At 70.5% G+C, this 18,028-nt stretch carries 19 protein-coding genes, 2 tRNA genes and 1 other RNA gene; 7 read left to right on the forward strand and 15 right to left on the reverse strand.

From position 1 onward, the window contains the following. Window positions 1–610, forward strand: a 610-nt coding sequence (locus QZ483_RS06660; protein ID WP_297082222.1) for a glycine betaine ABC transporter substrate-binding protein, incomplete at its 5' end; no start/stop codon positions are given. A gap of 61 nt (window positions 611–671) precedes the next feature. Here QZ483_RS06660 and QZ483_RS06665 read toward each other — a convergent pair. Then, window positions 672–747 (reverse strand) — tRNA-Lys (locus QZ483_RS06665). Window positions 748–857: 110 nt separating this feature from the next. On the opposite strand from QZ483_RS06665, the gene bcp reads away from it, so the two are divergent. Both bcp and QZ483_RS06675 read left to right on the forward strand, forming a co-directional pair. Beyond that, window positions 858–1,334, forward strand: coding sequence for a thioredoxin-dependent thiol peroxidase (bcp, locus tag QZ483_RS06670; protein ID WP_297082224.1), 477 nt, complete (start codon window positions 858–860; stop codon window positions 1,332–1,334). A 98-nt stretch (window positions 1,335–1,432) separates the two neighbouring features. Further along, window positions 1,433–1,514: transfer RNA gene (locus tag QZ483_RS06675), tRNA-Leu, on the forward strand. A 253-nt stretch (window positions 1,515–1,767) separates the two neighbouring features. On the opposite strand, the gene trxA is transcribed toward QZ483_RS06675, so the two are convergent. After that, window positions 1,768–2,136, reverse strand: a complete 369-nt coding sequence (trxA, locus tag QZ483_RS06680) for a thioredoxin (RefSeq protein ID WP_297082227.1) — start codon at window positions 2,134–2,136, stop codon at window positions 1,768–1,770. Window positions 2,137–2,267: 131 nt separating this feature from the next. Between trxA and QZ483_RS06685 the strand changes: the two genes are divergently transcribed. Continuing rightward, window positions 2,268–2,810, forward strand: coding sequence for an NUDIX hydrolase family protein (locus QZ483_RS06685; protein ID WP_297082229.1), 543 nt, complete (start codon window positions 2,268–2,270; stop codon window positions 2,808–2,810). Window positions 2,811–2,817: 7 nt separating this feature from the next. Here the strand turns inward: QZ483_RS06685 and rdgB are convergent, their stop codons facing one another. The 10 genes from rdgB to QZ483_RS06735 form a co-directional block, all read right to left on the reverse strand. After that, window positions 2,818–3,426, reverse strand: a complete 609-nt coding sequence (rdgB, locus tag QZ483_RS06690) for an RdgB/HAM1 family non-canonical purine NTP pyrophosphatase (RefSeq protein ID WP_297082231.1) — start codon at window positions 3,424–3,426, stop codon at window positions 2,818–2,820. Window position 3,427: 1 nt separating this feature from the next. After that, complete coding sequence (gene rph, locus QZ483_RS06695) at window positions 3,428–4,159, reverse strand: ribonuclease PH (protein WP_297082233.1); 732 nt, start codon at window positions 4,157–4,159, stop codon at window positions 3,428–3,430. A 146-nt stretch (window positions 4,160–4,305) separates the two neighbouring features. After that, window positions 4,306–5,076: an MBL fold metallo-hydrolase gene (locus QZ483_RS06700; protein ID WP_297082235.1), complete on the reverse strand. Its 771-nt coding sequence runs from the start codon at window positions 5,074–5,076 to the stop codon at window positions 4,306–4,308. Window positions 5,077–5,106: 30 nt separating this feature from the next. Further along, entirely contained in the window at window positions 5,107–5,907 is an 801-nt protein-coding gene (murI, locus tag QZ483_RS06705; protein ID WP_297082236.1) for a glutamate racemase, read from the reverse strand. Then, window positions 5,900–6,544: a DUF2017 family protein gene (locus QZ483_RS06710; RefSeq protein WP_297082238.1), complete on the reverse strand. Its 645-nt coding sequence runs from the start codon at window positions 6,542–6,544 to the stop codon at window positions 5,900–5,902. Before QZ483_RS06710 ends, murI begins: the two co-directional genes overlap by 8 nt. After that, window positions 6,541–6,828 carry an ATP-dependent Clp protease adapter ClpS gene (gene clpS / locus QZ483_RS06715; RefSeq protein ID WP_297082240.1) on the reverse strand — a complete coding sequence of 96 codons (288 nt, stop codon included), beginning with the start codon at window positions 6,826–6,828 and terminating at the stop codon, window positions 6,541–6,543. Before clpS ends, QZ483_RS06710 begins: the two co-directional genes overlap by 4 nt. 102 nt (window positions 6,829–6,930) lie before the next feature. After that, window positions 6,931–7,218, reverse strand: a complete 288-nt coding sequence (locus QZ483_RS06720) for a DUF3039 domain-containing protein (protein ID WP_297082242.1) — start codon at window positions 7,216–7,218, stop codon at window positions 6,931–6,933. A gap of 131 nt (window positions 7,219–7,349) precedes the next feature. Continuing rightward, entirely contained in the window at window positions 7,350–8,951 is a 1,602-nt protein-coding gene (locus QZ483_RS06725) for a hypothetical protein (protein WP_297082244.1), read from the reverse strand. Further along, on the reverse strand, window positions 8,933–9,799 hold the full coding sequence (locus QZ483_RS06730; protein WP_297082246.1) for an ABC transporter ATP-binding protein: 867 nt from the start codon (window positions 9,797–9,799) through the stop codon (window positions 8,933–8,935). The genes QZ483_RS06725 and QZ483_RS06730 overlap by 19 nt, the downstream gene beginning before the upstream one ends. Window positions 9,800–9,866: 67 nt before the next feature. Further along, window positions 9,867–10,832, reverse strand: coding sequence for a calcium/sodium antiporter (locus QZ483_RS06735; RefSeq protein WP_297082248.1), 966 nt, complete (start codon window positions 10,830–10,832; stop codon window positions 9,867–9,869). 301 nt (window positions 10,833–11,133) lie between these two features. Here QZ483_RS06735 and QZ483_RS06740 point away from each other — a divergent pair, with 301 nt between their 5' ends. Next, window positions 11,134–12,207 carry an acyl-CoA desaturase gene (locus tag QZ483_RS06740; RefSeq protein WP_297082250.1) on the forward strand — a complete coding sequence of 358 codons (1,074 nt, stop codon included), beginning with the start codon at window positions 11,134–11,136 and terminating at the stop codon, window positions 12,205–12,207. Window positions 12,208–12,215: 8 nt separating this feature from the next. On the opposite strand, the gene QZ483_RS06745 is transcribed toward QZ483_RS06740, so the two are convergent. From QZ483_RS06745 to QZ483_RS06755, 3 genes are all read right to left on the reverse strand, one after another. Next, window positions 12,216–13,172: an aldo/keto reductase gene (locus tag QZ483_RS06745; protein WP_297082252.1), complete on the reverse strand. Its 957-nt coding sequence runs from the start codon at window positions 13,170–13,172 to the stop codon at window positions 12,216–12,218. Window positions 13,173–13,273: 101 nt separating this feature from the next. Beyond that, window positions 13,274–13,641, reverse strand: a transfer-messenger RNA (tmRNA) gene (gene ssrA / locus QZ483_RS06750). A 131-nt stretch (window positions 13,642–13,772) separates the two neighbouring features. Continuing rightward, on the reverse strand, window positions 13,773–14,327 hold the full coding sequence (locus tag QZ483_RS06755) for a TetR/AcrR family transcriptional regulator (RefSeq protein ID WP_297082254.1): 555 nt from the start codon (window positions 14,325–14,327) through the stop codon (window positions 13,773–13,775). 135 nt (window positions 14,328–14,462) lie between these two features. Between QZ483_RS06755 and QZ483_RS06760 the strand changes: the two genes are divergently transcribed. Continuing rightward, entirely contained in the window at window positions 14,463–17,147 is a 2,685-nt protein-coding gene (locus QZ483_RS06760; RefSeq protein ID WP_297082256.1) for an MMPL family transporter, read from the forward strand. 22 nt (window positions 17,148–17,169) lie between these two features. Next, window positions 17,170–18,028, forward strand: an 859-nt coding sequence (locus QZ483_RS06765; RefSeq protein WP_297082258.1) for a serine hydrolase, incomplete at its 3' end; no start/stop codon positions are given.

Below are 18,028 nucleotides of genomic sequence, written 5' to 3' on the forward strand. Positions count from 1 at the left end.
CCCCGACGAGACCGGCTCCGGCTCGCTCACGATCGGCGCCGCGAACTTCGCGGAGAACATCACGCTCGCGGAGATCTACGCGGACGTGCTCGACGACGCCGGCTACGACACCGAGGTGCGCGAGATCGGCAACCGCGAGACCTACCTGCCGGCGCTGACCAGCGGTGAGATCGACATCGTCCCCGAGTATGCGGCGACCTTCACCGAGTTCCTCGACGGCGACGTGGAGACCGCGGTCGCGTCCGGTGACATCGCCGAGACGGTCGCGGCCCTCGAGCCGCTCGCCGAGGAGAACGGGCTCGTCGTGGGCGCTGCCTCCGACGCGCAGGACCAGAACGCCTTCGCGGTGACCACGGCCTTCATGGACCAGTACGGCGTCTCGACGCTCTCGGGTCTCGCCGAGGCGTGTGGCGGGATCGTCCTGGGCGGTCCCCCGGAGTGCCCCGAGCGCCCCTTCTGCCAGCCCGGACTCGAGAGCACCTACGGCATCGAGGTCGCGGAGTTCCGCTCGCTCGACGCCGGCGGCCCACTGACGAAGACCGCGATCACGACCGGCGAGGTCGCGGTGGGCCTGGTGTTCTCGTCGGACGGCGCGCTGGCGACCAGCTAGCCCCCGCAGTCACGCGAAAGGCCCGGTCCTGGAAATCTCTCCTGGGCCGGGCCTTCGTGTCTGGTACACCCCCTGGGACTCGAACCCAGAACCCACTGATTAAGAGTCAGTTGCTCTGCCAATTGAGCTAGAGGTGCTCGCGCCAGCGCGTGGTGCGAAGATCAACTTTAGCAGGAGCCGGCCCCTGTTGTGAAATCGGACCGGGCCGGGAATCCGCACCGGCCGCCCGCGCGTTAGGTTGATCATCATGACTGACAATCGACTCGCCCAGGGCGACACCGCACCCGACTTCACGGCCGCGACCGACGCCGGCTCGTTCACGCTGTCCGACCTGCGTGGCAAGCACGTGATCCTGTACTTCTACCCCGCCGCGATGACGCCCGGCTGCACCACGCAGGCGTGCGACTTCCGCGACTCCCTCGACGCGCTGCACGCCGCCGGCTACGAGGTCGTGGGCATCTCGAAAGACGCGCCCGCCAAGCTCGCCGAGTTCCGCGAGAAGGAGGGCCTCACGTTCACCCTCGTGTCCGACGAGGACAAGGCGATCCAGGAGCTCTACGGCGCATGGGGCGAGAAGCAGAACTACGGCAAGACCGTGGTCGGCTCGATCCGATCGACGGTGGTGGTAGGCCCAGACGGCGCCGTCGAGCTCGCGCAGTACAACGTCAAGGCCACGGGCCACGTCGCCAAGCTGCGCCGAGACCTGAAGCTCGACGCGGCGTAGCCACACGCGGCCGATGCGGCTGCGGGGCGTCGTACGGCGCCCCGCCCGCGCGTCGGCCGGCCGGAACCGCGCGTGAGCGCGCGTATCCTGGTGGCCGCGCGCGAGTGGCGGAATTGGCAGACGCGCTGGATTTAGGTTCCAGTGTCCTCGGACGTGGGGGTTCAAGTCCCCCCTCGCGCACCCCTGCCTCGCGGACGCCCGCCGCTCATGCTCCACTCGGATCTCGCGGCCCCCGCGAAACCCACGCTCACGCTCCACTAGCACGCTCAGACTCGAGCCTTGTGTCTGAGCGCCGCAGTGGAGTCCCAGTGTGGATCTGGTGCGGGCCGCGTCACCCAGTGGAGGATGACGGGCGCAGCCACGGTGCCGCGCACGACGAAGCCCCGGCCCCCTCACGGGGGACCGGGGCTCGCGCGTCTGAGTCGCAGGCGCCCTACTGAGCGGCCTGCTGGTCCGCGATCTGCTTGCGGACGTCGTCCATGTCCAGGCCCTCGATCTGCTCGACCAGGTTCTGGAGCTGCGGACCCGCGAGCGCGCCGGCCTGGTTGAAGACCATGATGCCGTCGCGGAAGGCCATCAGCGTGGGGATCGCGGTGATCCCGAACTGGGCGCCCAGCGCCTGCTGGTCCTCGGTGTCGACCTTGGCGTGGGTGATCTCCGGCTTGGACTCCGAGGACTGCTCGAAGATGGGCGCGAAGCGCTTGCACGGCCCGCACCACTCGGCCCAGAAGTCCACGAGGACGATGCCGTCCTTGGTGACGGTCTGCTCGAAGTTCTCGGTGGTCAGCTCAATGGTTGCCATGGGGTTACCTTCCTTGTACGACTCCCCGGATCCCCGTCGGAACACTGCAACCGCCGGGGGTATTCCATTCCAGGGTCCCACGGCCCGGCGCGCGTCCTGACCACCACGCCATCGGACGGTACAAAGGAACCATGACTGACATGGCGGAGCTGCCCCCCGAACCGTCCGGCTGGCTGTCCGATCGCGAGCTTCAGCACGTCCGCGGCGAGCTGCCGATCCTGTATGTGAACGCGATCCCCGTGCGCATCAACAGCGCGGGCGAGATCACCGAGGTGGGCCTGCTGCTGCGCGCCGACGACGACGCGATCTCGCGCGCGATCGTGGCCGGGCGCGTGCTCTACCACGAGCGGATCCGCGACGCGCTGATCCGCAACCTCGAGAAGGACCTGGGGCCGGTCGCGCTGCCGCGCATCCCCGTGAGCCCCACGCCGTTCGCGGTGGCGGAGTACTTCCCCACCGAGGGGTTCGGCCCCTTCCACGACACGCGCCAGCACGCGGTCGCGATGGCCTACATCGTGCCGGTGGACGGCGACTGCGAGCCCAGCCAGAACGCCCTCGACATCGTGTGGATCTCCCCCGAGGAGGCCGCGAGCGAGGACGTCGCCCGCGACATGACCGGCGGGCAGCACGCGCTGCTGCGCCAGGCCCTCGCGCACTGCGGGATCCTCGACTAGCGCATCCTCACGTCAGCACGGCGGCCACGTGCGGTGCCATGGCCCGGAACGCCGCGCCGCGATGCGAGATCGCGTTCTTGGCGTCCGGGTCGAGCTCGCCGTTGGTGACGGTCTGACCCTCCGCGATGAAGATGGGGTCGTAGCCGAAGCCGCCCTCGCCGCGCGCCTCGCGCACCACGCGCCCCTCCATGCGGCCCACCTCGACGTACTCGCGGCCGTCCGGGGTCACGAGGGCAGCGGCGCAGACGAAGGCCGCGCCGCGGTGCTCGTCGGGGACGTCCGCGATCTGACCGAGCAGGACGCGCAGGTTGGCAGCGTCGTCCCCGTGGGCACCGGACCACAGCGCGGAGAAGACCCCGGGCGAACCGCCCAGGACGTCGACCGCGATGCCGGAGTCGTCCGCGAGGGCCGGCAGCCCGCTCGAGGCGGCCAGCGCCCGCGCCTTGATCAGCGCGTTGGCCTCGAACGTCACGCCGTCCTCGACGGGCGACGGGGCATCCAGGTCGAGCGCCGATGCGACGTCCTCCCGGTGCACGTGCGGCAGCAACGGCGCGAGGATCGCCCAGATCTCGTCGACCTTGTGGGCGTTGCGCGTCGCGATGGCCAGGCGAGGCATGTCAGCCCTCCAGCGCCGCAGCCTGCATGCGGGCCAGGTCCGCGTTGCCCGCGGTCGCGAGCGCGAGCAGCTCGTCGAGCTCGGGCTTGGAGAACGGAGCGCCCTCGGCGGTGCCCTGCACCTCGACGAAGCCGCCCTCGCCCGTCATCACGACGTTCATGTCGGTCTCGGCGCGGACGTCCTCGACATACGGCAGGTCGAGCATCGGGGTGCCGTCGATGATGCCCACCGAGATCGCGGAGACCGAGCCGGTGAGCGGCCGCGCGCCGGGCTTGATGGCGCCGTGCTCGCGACCCCACGCCACGGCATCGGCCAGAGCGACGTACGCGCCGGTGATGGCGGCGGTGCGCGTGCCGCCGTCCGCCTGCAGCACGTCGCAGTCGAGCACGATCGTGTTCTCGCCCAGTGCCTTCACGTCGATGATCGCGCGCAGCGAGCGCCCGATCAGGCGGCTGATCTCGTGCGTGCGGCCGCCGATCTTGCCGCGCACGGACTCGCGATCGTTGCGCGAGTTGGTGCTGCGCGGCAGCATCGCGTACTCGGCGGTGACCCAGCCCTCGCCGGATCCCTTCTTCCACCGCGGCACGCCCTCGGTGAAGGACGCGGCGCACAGCACGCGCGTCCCCCCGAAGCTGACAAGGCACGAACCCTCCGCGTTGTCGAGCCACTGGCGCTCGAAGGTCACGGGGCGGAGCTGGTCGGGGGCGCGGCCGTCCGCGCGGGTAATGGTCATGGTTCGAGCCTAGTCGCGCAGGTCCCACGCATGGCTCGCACGTGCATGCGTGAGAAGCGCCTGCGCGAGCAGCTTCTCACGCACGACCCCCGGAAGCATCAGTGGGAAGTGCACGAACGAGAGCGCCGCAGGGCCGATGCGCGGGCTCAGAGCGCGTGCACGTCGCCCGGGCGGGCGAGGACGGCCTGGGGCGCGTGGGCCCGCACCTGCGCGAGCGTGGGCTCGGGGTCGACCCACGAGGCGATGTGCGTCACGATCAGCCGCTCGACGCCGGCGTCGGCGGCCATCCGACCCAGCTGGTCCCCATTCATGTGCACCCCGGGCGGGTTGACCTCGCGGTGCGCCCAGCCGGCCTCGCCCAGGATCGCCGTCGCGCGGGACGCGAGCGCGTCCACCGCGTCGCAGCGGTCCGTATCGCCGGTGAAGAGCAGCCGCGAATCACCAGCGGCGATCAGGTACGCGAAGGCCCGTACGGGATGGAGGGCCCGCGCGGCCTCGATCGTGAACGGTCCGATGCTCACGGTCTCCCCAGCGGTGACCGGCCAGTGGTCGTATGTCTCGGCTCCCCGGTCGCTGGGATTGCCGGACACGTCGCCGATGCGCCGGTCGATCCCCGCGGGCCCGAGCAGCGGGATGCGCGGCAGGCCCTCGTCCCGCGCCGGGCCGTAGCGCCGGAGCACGTCGACGGCGCCCAGGTCCGCGCAGTGGTCGGGGTGGCCGTGGGAGATCACGACGCCGTCCACGCGTGCCGGGTCGCAGTGGCGCTGCAGGGGCCCCACCGCGCCAGATCCTAGGTCGAGCACCAGTCGCCAGGTGCGGCCCGCATCGTCCGCAGCGGACACCAGGTAGCACGAGGCCGCGCTGTCCGGTCCCGCCGTCGAGCCCGCGCACCCCACGATCGTGAGCTCGAGCGTCACGGCGACACCGTCATGGTCGTACCGCCGCGCTCACAGCGCCACCACCTCGGTGACCACGGGCCCCAGGAACCGCTGTGCAAGCTCTTCGAACCTGCCCCGCTCGCCGGTGGCGGAGAAGCGGTGCTCGGCCCGCGCATCGGCTGGCCGTTCCAGGCCGTTCGCGGTGAGCGCGCGGTAGACGTCGATCGCCGTCTCGGTCGCGGAGTCGACGAGCGTGACGTCGGGCCCCATGACGTAGCCGATCGCGCCCTGCAGCATCGGGTAATGGGTGCAGCCCAGGATGAGGGTGTCGACCTCGGCCGCCTGCAGGGGCGCGAGGTACTCCTGCGCGATGCGGATCACGTCCGGGCCGGACGTGATGCCGTCCTCGACCAAGGACACGAAGCGCGGGCACGCCTGCGAGTGCACGGTGATGTCGGGGGCGGCGGCGAGCGCGTCGTCGTACGCGCCGGACGTGATGGTCGCGGTGGTCCCGATGACGCCCACGCGCCCGGACTTGGTCAGCGTCGCCGCGCGCCGCACCGCCGGGACGATCACCTCGACCACGGGCACGCCGCGCTCGCGCGAGAAGCGCTCCCGCGCGTCGCGCAGCACCGCCGCGGACGCGGTGTTGCACGCGATGACCAGCATCTTCACGCCGTCCTCGACCAGGGCGTCCATGATCGCGAGCGCGTGCCGGCGCACGTCCGAGATCGGCAGCGGGCCATACGGCCCGTACTTGGTGTCGCCCACGTAGTGGATCGACTCGTGCGGCAGCTGGTCCATGATCGCGCGGGCGACGGTCAGCCCGCCCACGCCGGAGTCGAAGATCCCGATGGGCGCGTCACTCACGGACATCCTCCGTCGCGACGGAGAACTGCACGAGCGACTCCTGGAGCCACGTGAGCGCCTGGTAGAGCATGCCCAGCCAGACGCGCTCGGGGTCGATGCCGAGGTCGTCGTCCGCATCGGTGTCGAGCGCGTGGGTGGCGAGGTCGATCTCGCCGTGCAGGCGGTCGGCGTCCTCGTCTGTCTCGAGCTTGAGGCGGCTCGCGAGCACCAGGCGGACGTCGGTGAGCGCCGCCGCGGTCGACAGAGCGTCCTCCGCGCGGATCTCCCACTCGGGGCCGTCCTCGCTCAGCTGCTCCCACATGGTCTGCAGGCGGCGCACCTTGAGGTCGCGCAGGTCGGACTCGGTGAGCCGGCGGAACTCGTCCGCGACGTCGCGGTCGTCGCGGCTCGCGCTTGGCAGGAGGCTCAGCACCGCGGGGTCGTCGGGCTCGGCGAGGGACTCCTCGAGTCCCTGGAGGTGCTTGAAGATCTCGTCCGCGTCGTCGAGTCCGGCGTCCCGACCCACGGGCGCGTCCATGCCGAACTGCTCGCCGCCCAGCAGCAGCCCGACGTCCGCGACGATGCGCGCGATCACCATGCGCTCCTCGTCGTCCAGCTCGGCCACCGCCAGGCCGTCGCGCTCCTCGAAGCCCCTCATTCGCCGCTCCGCTGCAACGTGGCCCACAGGCCGTAGCCGTGCATCGCCTGCACGTCGACCTCCATCTTCTCGCGGCCGCCAGTGCTGACCACGGACTTGCCGTTCTCGTGGACCTCGCGCATCCGCGCCTCTGCCTCGTGGCGCGTGAAGCCGAAGTAGCGCTGGAAGACGTGCGTCACATAGCTCATGAGGTTCACGGGGTCGTTCCAGACGATCGTCACCCACGCGTCGTCGACGCGGGTCGCGACGGCGCCTTCGCGCTCGAGCTCCTCCTGGGTGGACACGCTTCTAGCGTAGGGCCGATGCGCGGGCTGGGCGGGGAGGCGGGCACGCCCTTCGGCGGGGTCGGGCCAGCCGGCCTGTCGCTGCGGGCGCGACGGTCGCGGTCAGCTGTCGCCGTCGTCGTTGCCGAACGCGGCGTCGAGGATCTCCTTGCACTGCGGGCACACGGGGAAGCGCTTGGGGTCGCGGCCGGGGACCCAGACCTTGCCGCACAGCGCGATCACGGGCTCGCCCGTCATCGCGGACTCCATGATCTTGTCCTTCTTGACGTAGTGCGCGAAGCGCTCGGCATCGCCGGGCTCCGCGAGCTCGCGCTGCTCGACGCGCTCGATGGTCGCGGTGCCGCCCTGAGGCGCGCCAGTGTCCGGCTGGGGGTCGAGGGTCTCGCTCATGCACGCCAGTGTACGACTCGGCGTACCCACGCAGCCTGCCACCCACCGTTCCCAGCGAATTGGATCCTTTTCGCTCGTCCAAGCGCCTAGGCGAGCGAAAAGGATCCATTTCGCTCGATTCTGGGGGGGGGTCACGTCACTGCCGCGAGCAGGCGACCGGAGCGTCGGTCGTAGATGGTGCCCGCCGCGAGCACGCCGCTGATGCACGCGGCCGCGCCCAGCATTGTCCCGGTCGCGAGGGCCAGCCAGCCCCAGCGTGCATCGACCGTGAGGGACAGCACGAACGGCAGCGTCACGAACGGCAGGATCGCCACCATCGCGCTGCCGGACACCAGCTGAGCGACGATGCTCGCGCCGAGCGAGCCCACCTGGGCGCCGAAGGGGTTCTCCCCGGGTGCCGGGGCTCGGTACGGCAGCGCGACCGACGTGACCGCGGCGATGCCCAGCGTCGCGCCGAGGGATCCCAGGCACGCGCCGATCAGCCCCGGCGCGAGGTCCCACCGGCCCGCCCAGGTGAGCAGGGCGCCGGCGGCCAGCAGCACGGCCGGCAGGGCCCACAGCAGCACCGCCTGGACGCGGCCGATCATCACCTGACGGCCGATGCGGCCCGACACCACGTCGAGCCACAGCGCCGTCGAGTCGTAGGCGACCTCGTTGTGGCGCCCCCATCCGATGGACGCCGCGAGGATCACCGGGGCCGCGAAGGCCCACCGCGGGTCGAGGTCGAGCACCGGCACCACGACGGCGAAGAACAGCGCCGGGAGCGCGACCACGCCGATCGAGCTGACCAGGTACCGCGGATCGGTCGCCCAGGAGATGCGCGCCCGCGTGCGCACCGCGCGGGTGACGGTGTCCGAGGCGAGACCGCGGGCGCGCCGCGGGCGCGCGGACGCCGTCAGGATCGCGTCTACCCGGCGCCGCGACCCGCCTCCGCGGAAGACCGGGTGCACCAGGGTGTACGCCACGTTCACGCGCCAGGCCAGGTACAGCACGGCCACGGTGCCGGCCACCATCGCGAGGCGCCACAGCGCACCGGCCTCGTCTCCGCGCGCCCATGCCCCCGGCGCCGCCATGCCCGCGCCCACGGGGGTCCGCCCCAGCCACTCGAGCACGATCGGGAGCTCGTGCGTCGCGGCGGACTCGAGCCCATCCCTCAGCGCGAGCCATCCCACCGGGGCGACGGCGCCCAGGCCTGCCGCGACGGCCGCGAGCGCCAGCACCCGCGTGCGCCGGGACGCGACCGCCCGGGTGCTCCACGCGACGGCCACGCGCGCCCCGAGCACCATGATCGCGAGCGTCAGCGCGGCCCCCATGAGCGCCACCGTCACCACGCCGCCGCCGTCGAATCGCCACGAGCGCGCGAGCACGGCGAGGGTCACGGCGAAGAAAACTGCGGGCACGTTGAGGAACGCGGCGACGGTGAGCCCCGGCATGAGCGTGCGCGCGGACACTCCGAGGACCGCGAACCGCCCCGGGTCCAGGGTGTCCTCCAGCCCCGTCACCAGCAGGGGCACGACGATCCAGCCCAGGAACATCAGGCCAGCCGCGCCCACGAGGATCTCCTCGCGCACATCGCTTGACTGCAGGGACAGCAGCCGCTGCATCCAGAAGATTGCGGGGATCAGGGTCAGCGACCACACCGCCCCGCCGATGAGCATCAGCGCGCGCCACCACTCCCGCTGGAGCTCGTGCCTGACGACCCGGTACTTGAGCGTCAGGACTGCCGCAACCACGCCAGGTCCTTGGTGTCCGACTCGGTGCCCACGAGATCCACGAAGCGCTCCTCGAGGTCCCGGCCCGCGCGTACCTCGTCGATCGCGCCGGCGGCCAGCACGCGACCGGACCCCACCACCGCGACGTGATCACACAGCCTCTCGACCAGCGCCATGACGTGGGAGGACAGCACCACGGTCCCGCCGGAGTCGACGAAGGACTCGAGGATGCGCCGGATCGCGCCGGCGCTGACGGGGTCCACGGCCTCGAACGGCTCATCGAGCACCAGCACGCGCGGCGCGTGCACCAGCGCGCACGCGAGGCCGATCTTCTTGGTCATGCCGGCGGAGAAGTCCGTGACGAGGGTCGACGCCGCCGTCTCGAGATCGAGCGCGGCGAGCAGGTCGTCCCGACGCTCACGCACGACCGAGCGGTCCATGCCGCGCAGCAGACCGGCGTAGCTGATGAGCTCGCCGCCCGTGAGCTTGTCGAAGGTGTGGAGTCCGTCCGGCAGGACGCCCAGCATCGGCTTGGCGGTCGCGGGGTCTGCCCACAGGTCCACGCCGTCGACCAGCACCACGCCGGCATCAGGCTCGAGCAGCCCGGTCGCCATCGACAGCGTGGTGGTCTTGCCGGCACCGTTGGGACCCACGACACCGTAGAAGCTCCCTCGCGGAATCTCGAGATCGATCCCGTCGACCGCGATCGTGGCGCCGAACCGCTTGTGCAGTCCCCGGAGGGACAGCGCCGATGCGGGCGCTGGGGCTGGCGCGGGGTTGGTGGCCGGGTCGGGGCCGGGGGCCAGGTCGGGGCCGGGGGCCAGGCCGGGCTCGGGGGCCGGCTCAGGAACCGGTGCGGGGGACGACATAGCGCCAGCCTAAGCGCGGCGGTCCCGCCTCAGCCACGGGGCTGCGACGGAATCGACACCCCGCGCGTCAAGCCGGGTTGAGCACCAGGTACGCGGTGTAGCCGACCCACAGCAGGAGCAGCGCGACGCCCTCGAAGCGGTTGATGCGGCCGTTGCGCCGGAATCGGAAGCCGAAGATCAGCACCAGCACCGTCATGAACGCGACCATCGGGATGTCGCGATAGAGCAGTTCGGGGCTCACTGCCGCCGGGGCGATGAGGCCCGCGAGGCCCACGACGCCGAGCGTGTTGAACAGGTTGGAGCCGATCACGTTGCCGAGCGCGAGGTCGTTCTCCCCGTGGCGAGCAGCCGCGAGCGCTGAGGCGAGCTCCGGCGCGGAGGTGCCGATCGCGACCACTGTCAGTCCGATCACGAGGTCCGACCATCCGAGCGACTCGGCGATCTCGACCGCTCCCCACACCAGCAGTCGCGACGACACGACCAGGAGCACCAGGCCCACGGCCAGCCAGACCCACGCCGCCTTTCGCGACATGTGCCGGGCCTCGGCGGCGTGCTCGACATCCTTGCCCAGGTCGTCCTCCCCGTCCTGCCGCGCGGCCAGGATCTGCCAGGTCAGCAGGACCACCAGCAGCACCGCGAGCACCCCCGCGTCGCCGCGCGAGAGCTCGCCGTCGCTCATCAGCAGCCACGCGACCATCGTGACCACGAGGAGCAGCGGCAGCTCCTTGCGCAGGATGCCCCGCTTGACGATGATCGGCAGCACGATCGCGGTGGTGCCGAGGATCAGGCCGATGTTCGCGATGTTGGAGCCGAACGCGTTGCCCAGGGCGATCTCGGGATCTCCCCCGGAGGCCGCGAACGCGGACACGACCATCTCGGGCGCCGACGTGCCGAAGCCGATGACCACCATGCCGATCAGCAGCGGCGCCATGCCGAGGTAGCGGGCGACGGCCGCGGCGCCCGCGACGAACTTGTCGGCGCTCCAGGCGAGGGCCGCGAGGCCGCCGAGCGTCGCAAGGATGGGGACGAGCATGGTGACGAGCGTAGTGCGGGCCGATGCGCGGGCCGGCTTCTGTGGCCCGCACGCCTCGCCCGATTCTCACGTTATTTACATTCATTGTCGTATGCACGTAAATGAGTTACGCTGGCAGCCGGGGGGGTGGACGGCCGCGCTCGCGCTGGGGGGACCGCTGGGGGGGACCCGGGCGCGGCCGCACTTCCCTCGCGCGGGGGTATCGCACGAACCTACGCTCGCGTAGGGTGGGCCCATCCGCACGATGAGCGCGAGCTCGACCACGGCTGGGAAGTCGCACGCCCCCACTCCCTGGAGACGCATGACCACCACGCCGGCAGACGCCGCCGTCATCCCCCTGAACCCCATCACCCACCGCTTCGCAGAGCTCGCCGCGACCGTTCGCGACACCGGCCTGCTGCGGCGCGCCTACGGCTTCTACGCAGGCTACGGCGCCGCCCTCGCCCTGGCGTTCGGCGGCGTGGTGACCGGCTTCGTGCTGCTGGGCGACTCGTGGTTCCAGCTCCTCATGGCGGCCGCACTCGGTGTCGTGCTGACTCAGGTCGCGTTCCTGGGCCACGAGGCGTCGCACCGCACGGTCTTCGCGTCGGGACCCGCCAATGACCGCCTGGGGCGCATCCTGTCCACGGCGGTCGTGGGCATCAGCCACCAGTGGTGGATGACCAAGCACTCGCGCCACCACGCGAACCCCAACAAGCTGGGCGCCGATCCCGACATCGAGAAGGACACCATCTCGTTCGTCGAGGAGGACGCCCGCGAGGCTCGCGGACTCATCCGGTGGATCACCCGTCGCCAGGGCTGGCTGTTCTTCCCCCTGCTGACGCTCGAGGGCCTCAACCTGCACTACCGCTCGGTGCGCTCACTCGTGACAGGCGGCACGCGCAGCCAGCGCTGGGTCGAGCTGCCGCTCATCGCTCTGCATTTCGCGGTCTACCTGGGCGCCGTGTTCTGGGTGCTGCCGTTGGGTCTCGCGTTCGCGTTCGTGGGCGTGCAGATGGCTGTCTTCGGCGTCTACATGGGGGCGTCTTTCGCCCCGAACCACAAGGGCATGGGCGTCGTGCCCGCGGACGTGCGCATGGACTTCCTGTCCAAGCAGGTACTCACCAGCCGCAACATTCGCGGTGGGTGGGCCATGAGCATCCTCACGGGCGGACTCAACTTCCAGATCGAGCACCACCTGTTCCCGAACATGGCGCGCCCCCATCTGGGCCGCGCCCGTGAGATCGTGCGCGAGTACTGCGAGCTTCATCACGTGCCGTACACGGAGACGTCGCTGGTCGAGTCCTACGCGATCGTCATCGCGTACCTCAACCGCGTGGGCCTGGCGGCGCGCGACCCGTTCGACTGCCCCGAGCGCGTCGCGATGGGGCGGTAGCCCCGCCGCTAGGCCGGGAACAGCGCGTCGATCGCGTCGACCTGCTCCGGGGACGGCCGCCACTGCCCCGCCGCCGCGTTCGCCTCCACCTGCTCCGGCTTGGTCGCACCGGCGATCACCGAACTGACGCCCGGCCGCGCCAGGAACCAGCCGAAGGTCGCCTCGAGCATCGTCACGCCCCACTCCTCGCACAGCGACTGGAACGCCTCCATCGCATCCCAGTCGGCGTTCTGCGCGATCTGCGGCCGGATCCGCGCGATGCGCGAGTCCTCCGGCATGTCGGTGCGGGTGAACTTGCCGGTGAACAGCCCGTTCGCGAGGGGGAAGAATGGCAGAAAGCCGGCGCCGATGCGCCCGGCGGTCGCGTAGCGACCGTCGCCTTCCACTCCGCGGGCGATGAGGCTCAGCTCGTCCTGGCTCGACGCGATGCCCGGCGCTCCTGCGGAAGCCGCCGCCGCATCGGCCGCCACCAGCTGCTCCGCCGTGAACTGAGAGACGCCGAACGAGCGGATCTTGCCCTCGCCCACCAGCTCGTGGAGCGCACCCACCGTTTCCTCGATGGGGGTCGACGGGTCCGGCTGGTGCTGCTGGAAAAGGTCGATGCGGTCCGTCTGCAGGCGCTGGAGCGAGGCCTCGCACGCCGCGCGGACGTACGCCCGCGATCCCTTGGCGCCCAGAGGGTCCAGCGGCGTCGCAACCTCGGTGAAGCCGAACTTCGTCGCGAGCACTGCCTCGTCGCGATGGCCGCGCAGTGCGATTCCCATGAGGGTCTCGCTCACGCCCCAATCGCCGCCATACAGGTCCGCAGTGTCGAGGAAGGTGACGCCGGCGTCGAGCGCGGCGTGCAGGACCGCACTGGTGCCGTTCTGCGTCTCCGTCACTGTGCCTTCGCGCCCGAAATTGTTGCACCCCAGCCCGACGGCGGACACAGTGAACGGGGCGGATCCGAGAGATCGCTGTTCCATGCCTGCCACGCTACCCCGACCCGGCTCACCCGGACACACGAAGAGGCCGCCTGCTCCGTTACGGGAACAGGCGGCCTCTCGGTCACCTACCAGGGATGAAAACGTGGAGATGGCGGGAATCGAACCCGCGTCCGCGTGTACGACGACAGATCTTCTCCGGGCGCAGTCTGAATGTTCAGTGTCTCGGACCCGCACGACCTTCAGACAAGCTGTGCGATAGCCCCAGTCACCTAAGAGTCCCCCACCCCCCGGTGACGAGGAGGTGGAGCAAGTTCCCTAGATGACGCCAGGGACCAGGACGGGAACTAGCCTGGGCTGACGGACTTCGGGGCTCGCTTAGGCAGCGAGGGCGAAGTCGGTGCGCTTGGAATCGGCACCTATTGGTTTGCTGAGGGCGTTAACGAGATAACTCAGCGTTCTCGGCCCGCTTCCCCTGAGGAAAGCACACACGTCGAAACCGATCATCCCCTGTGCAGTTGTGCCTCCAGTGTACGTCCGGCCTCGGACACGCCACAACGACCCCCTCCTCCCACCGAGCGAAGTGGGCCCGATTCGCTCATCTAGGGGCTGAGGCGAGCGAAGTGGGCCCATTTCGCTCGCCTAGGGGGTGGGGATCGGGGGGCCCAGGACCACGCGCCAGACCCACATCGCCGCGTCCTCGGGGCTGTCCCGCGGCTCTCGCTGCAGCCATGCGCCGATAACCCCGATCACCGAGCCCGCGACGCCCGCAGCGATTACCTCGAGAGGCACCTCGCGGGGCCGGTCCGCCGCGGCATCGGCGATCTCGTGAACCGCGTCGTGCACGTGCTGGCGCAGCCGCGCGAGCACGACGCCGTACCCAGGCTCGAGGAACACCCGCCGGTACAGATCCGCGTGATGGTCGACGTGGCGCAGGTATCCGACGAGGACCTCGGGAGCCTCGTCCGCCCACTCCTCGATGCCCTCAAGGGTCGCGCCCGAGTCCTGGGCGACCAGATCGAGAGCATCGGCCAACAGCGTCTCCTTGTCGGAATAGTGCTGGTAGAAGGTGGTGCGATTGACGCCCGCGCGCTCGGCGATGTCGCTGATGGAGACGTGGTCGATCCCCCGCTCTCGGGCAAGCTCGAAGAGCGCCTCCTGCAGTGCCCTGCGCGTGCGCACGATCCGAGCGTCCATGAGTCCATTGTGCCCGCGCAACGGCCGGACGCCAACTGTTAACCAACATTTGTCGTCTAAATCGCGATCTCGGGGTAGACTCGCCTCAGGCATCGTCGCCGCTCACTGTTCCCCCTCCCTGAGAAAGGCTCTGACGTGGCCCATCTTCTTTTCCGCCTCGGGCGCGGCTCTGCCAGCCGTCCGTTCATCGCGATCATCGCTTGGCTCGTCGCGCTGGCTGCAGCCGCGGGCTCCTTCCTCGCATTCGGCGGCACCCTGACCGACTCGTTCTCGATTCCCGGCACGGAGACGCAGCGCGTCGCAGACCAGCTGGGCGAAGAGATCGAAGGCGTCGACGGCGCCACCGCCCGGATTGTGTTCCAGACGCAGGACGGCGAGTCTTTCACCGCCGAGCAGGAGTCGCAGATCAGCGACGCGCTCGCGGCGGCTGCCGAGGTCGACACTGTCAGCACGATCATCGACCCGTTCGAAACGCAGGCTCAGGCGGCAGAACAGGCCGCGCAGCTCGAGGCCGGTCCGGAGCAGCTCGAGGCCGGGCGCGCCGAGCTCGACGCGGGTCAGGAACAGCTCGACGCCGCCCGCGCGGAGATCGAGGCCGGACAGGAGCAGCTCGACGCGGGCGCGAGTCAGCTGGACGCGGCTCAGGAGCAGCTGGACGCCGCCGTGCAGCAGGCCCAGGACGCTGGCGTCTACGAGCAGCAACAGGCCCAGCTCGAGGCCCAGCAGGCGCAGCTGGACGAGCAGCGCGCGCAGCTCGACGAGCAGCAGGCGCAGATCGACGCCGGACTCGCGGAGCTCGACACCCAGCAGGAAGCCATCGACGAGGGACGCACCGAACTCGAGGCGCAGGCCGAGCAGTTGGAACTCGGCGCAGAGCTCGCCCAGAACGCCTCCGCTCTGCGGACCGTCTCCGAGGACGGCTCGACCGCGCTGGGCGCGATCTCGTTCGACGTCGCCCTGCTGGACCTGTCGACGGCGGACAAGGAAGAGGTCATGCACCTCATCGAGTCCTCACCGCTGGACGGGATCGACGTGTTCTTCTCGACGGAGCTGTCGCAGGAGGTGGGCGGCATCCTCGGAGTGGGCGAGATCGTCGGCGTGTTCATCGCGCTCGTGGTGCTGTTCGTCATGATGCGCACCTTCTGGCCGGCGATCCAGCCCATCATCACGTCCGTGATCGGTGTGGGCGTGGGCGTGGCGGCGTCGATGGCGCTGTCCGGCACGGTCGACATGTCCTCGGTGACCCCCGTGCTGGGCGTCATGCTCGCGCTGGCCGTGGGCATCGACTACACGCTGTTCATCGTCAACCGCCACCGCACCAACCTCAAGCAGGGAATGGAAGTGCGCGAATCCGCGGGCCTCGCGAACGGCACGGCCGGCAATGCCGTGGTGTTCGCCGGATCGACGGTCCTGATCGCGCTGCTCGCTCTCAACGTCACCGGCATCCCGTTCATCGCGATGATGGGCACCGTCGCCGCGTTCTGCGTGCTCGTGTCGGTGCTGATCGCCGTGACCCTCACGCCTGCGCTGCTGGGACTGATCGGCATGCGCGCGATCTCGAAGAAGTCGCGCGCGCGCATCGGCTCCCCGGAGGAAGCCGAGGCGCCGTACACGCCGCTCAAGAACGGCCGCGCGGTGCTCATGATGCTGGGCGGCGTGGTCGCGCTCGCAGTCATCGCGATCCCGAGCTTCTCGATGCGCCTGGGCCTGCCCAGCGGCGAGGCGGAGCCCGAGGACTCGACGCAGTACCAGGCCTACACCATCATCGACGAGCAGTTCGGCGAGGGCCTCAACGGCACCCTGCTGGTGACCGCGGCCCTGCCCGAGAGCGTGGCCGAGGAGGACGTCACCGCGGCGCAGCTCGCAGTAGAGCGCGAGATCATCGCGATCGACGATGTTGTCGCGGTCGCGCCGGCCGGCGTCTCCGCGGACCGCGACTTCCTCGCGTTCCAGGTCATCCCCACGGAGGGCCCCACGAGCGAGTCGACCGAGGAGGTCGTGCACGCCCTGCGCACGATGTCCCCCATCGATGCCGAGGCGGGCGACGTGTCGCTCACAGGCGTCGAGATCGGCGTCGCCGGCTCCGCATCGGGCAACATCGACATCTCCGCGAAGCTCGACGAGGCGCTGCCCGTCTACCTCGCCGTGGTGGTGGGCCTGTCGCTCATCATCCTCATCGTGGTGTTCCGCTCACTCCTGGTGCCGCTGGTCGCGACCGTGGGCTTCGTGCTGTCGCTGTTCGCCGCCTTCGGCGCCGTCACCGCGATCTACCAGTGGGGCTGGCTGTCGGACATCTTCGGCGTCCACGCACCGGGACCCATCCTGTCCTTCCTGCCGATCATGCTCACGGGCATCCTGTTCGGTCTCGCGATGGACTATCAGCTGTTCCTCACGTCCGGCATGCGCGAGGCGTACGTCCACGGAGCCAATGCCCGCGAGGCGGTCGTGGCTGGCATGCGCCACGGACGCGCGGTCGTGACGGCTGCGGCGATCATCATGATCTCCGTGTTCGGCGGATTCGTCTTCTCCCACCTGGCGATGATCCGGCCCATGGGCTTCGGCCTCGCGATCGGCGTCCTGCTCGACGCCTTCGTGGTGCGGATGGTGATCGTGCCCGCGGTGATGACGCTCATGGGCGAGTCGGCATGGTGGATGCCCAAGTGGCTCGACCGCATCCTGCCCAATGTGGATGTGGAGGGCGCGGCGCTGGAGCGCGAGCACCCGACTCCGACTCACGAGGGCGCCGCCCACGCGGACGATGCGCCCCCGGAGGACCCCGAGGCCGCCGAAACCGTCCGGAAGGACGACGCCACCGCCTGACGCGTCTGCCTAGCGTGGACGCATGAGCATCGATCTCGATCGCGTCCGCGCAGGGCTGGGCCCGCGGCACCACCGCGTCCTCGTCGCCGCGACCCGCGGCGGCGAGGCGGCCGGGCGTGCGTTCGGAGTCCCGGAGACGGCCGATGCGGAGATCGGCTCGGTCTCGAAGGGGCTGACGGGGCTGCTGTTCCGGCAGATGGTGGGAGCAGGAGACGTGGCGCCGGACGCGACGCTGGGCGAACTGCTGGGACGCCCGGAGGCGTCGTACGCGCCGCTGACTCTCGAGGCCGTCGCACAGCATCGGTCAGGGCTGCCGCGGCTGCAGCCCGACGGGGGTGCACGCTCGCAGGTCGCGCGCACGTGGGCGCTGTGGCGGCGCGGCGAGAACCCCTACGGGGACACGATCGACGAGCTGCTCGCGATGGCGGCGGACGCGCCGATCGGCAAGCCCAGGTTCGCCTACTCGAACCTGGGCTTCGAACTGCTGGGCGCAGCGCTGTCGCGTGCCGCCCGGGTGCCGTACGCGGCACTGCTGCGCGAGCGCGTCCTGGAGCCCCTGGGCATGGACGGCGCCTACGCGCCCTCCCGCCCTTCCGAGCTGAGGGCCGATGCGGTGGCCGGGTTGTCGCGCCGAGGTCGCCCCCAGGAGGCGTGGGTGGGCGAGGCGCTGGGTCCCGCGGGAGGTGTGCGCTGCACGGCAGCAGACCTGGCCGCCCTGCTGACGGGACTGGTGTCGGGCACCGCGCCCGGGATCGACGCGCTCGAGGCGACGTCGCCCGCCCAGGGCGCGTCGCGCATCGGCGCCGCCTGGATGACCACGACCCATGGCGACAGGGAGGTCGTGTGGCACAACGGCCGCACGGGCGGATTCGGTTCCTGGG

This window comes from uncultured Demequina sp. (assembly GCF_913055775.1).
Classification (GTDB): Bacteria; Actinomycetota; Actinomycetes; order Actinomycetales; family Demequinaceae; genus Demequina.

What these genes read in the sequence shown, in the direction of transcription:
- QZ483_RS06740 (WP_297082250.1), top strand. Translation starts at nt 11,134, where the DNA reads ATGACCACCACGCCGGCAGACGCCGCCGTCATCCCCCTGAACCCCATC.
- QZ483_RS06720 (WP_297082242.1), bottom strand. Translation starts at nt 7,218, where the DNA reads ATGAGCGAGACCCTCGACCCCCAGCCGGACACTGGCGCGCCTCAGGGC.
- QZ483_RS06710 (WP_297082238.1), bottom strand. Translation starts at nt 6,544, where the DNA reads ATGAGGGGCTTCGAGGAGCGCGACGGCCTGGCGGTGGCCGAGCTGGAC.
- bcp (WP_297082224.1), top strand. Translation starts at nt 858, where the DNA reads ATGACTGACAATCGACTCGCCCAGGGCGACACCGCACCCGACTTCACG.
- QZ483_RS06730 (WP_297082246.1), bottom strand. Translation starts at nt 9,799, where the DNA reads ATGTCGTCCCCCGCACCGGTTCCTGAGCCGGCCCCCGAGCCCGGCCTG.
- QZ483_RS06685 (WP_297082229.1), top strand. Translation starts at nt 2,268, where the DNA reads ATGACTGACATGGCGGAGCTGCCCCCCGAACCGTCCGGCTGGCTGTCC.
- rdgB (WP_297082231.1), bottom strand. Translation starts at nt 3,426, where the DNA reads ATGCCTCGCCTGGCCATCGCGACGCGCAACGCCCACAAGGTCGACGAG.
- QZ483_RS06755 (WP_297082254.1), bottom strand. Translation starts at nt 14,327, where the DNA reads ATGGACGCTCGGATCGTGCGCACGCGCAGGGCACTGCAGGAGGCGCTC.
- rph (WP_297082233.1), bottom strand. Translation starts at nt 4,159, where the DNA reads ATGACCATTACCCGCGCGGACGGCCGCGCCCCCGACCAGCTCCGCCCC.
- trxA (WP_297082227.1), bottom strand. Translation starts at nt 2,136, where the DNA reads ATGGCAACCATTGAGCTGACCACCGAGAACTTCGAGCAGACCGTCACC.
- QZ483_RS06735 (WP_297082248.1), bottom strand. Translation starts at nt 10,832, where the DNA reads ATGCTCGTCCCCATCCTTGCGACGCTCGGCGGCCTCGCGGCCCTCGCC.
- QZ483_RS06745 (WP_297082252.1), bottom strand. Translation starts at nt 13,172, where the DNA reads ATGGAACAGCGATCTCTCGGATCCGCCCCGTTCACTGTGTCCGCCGTC.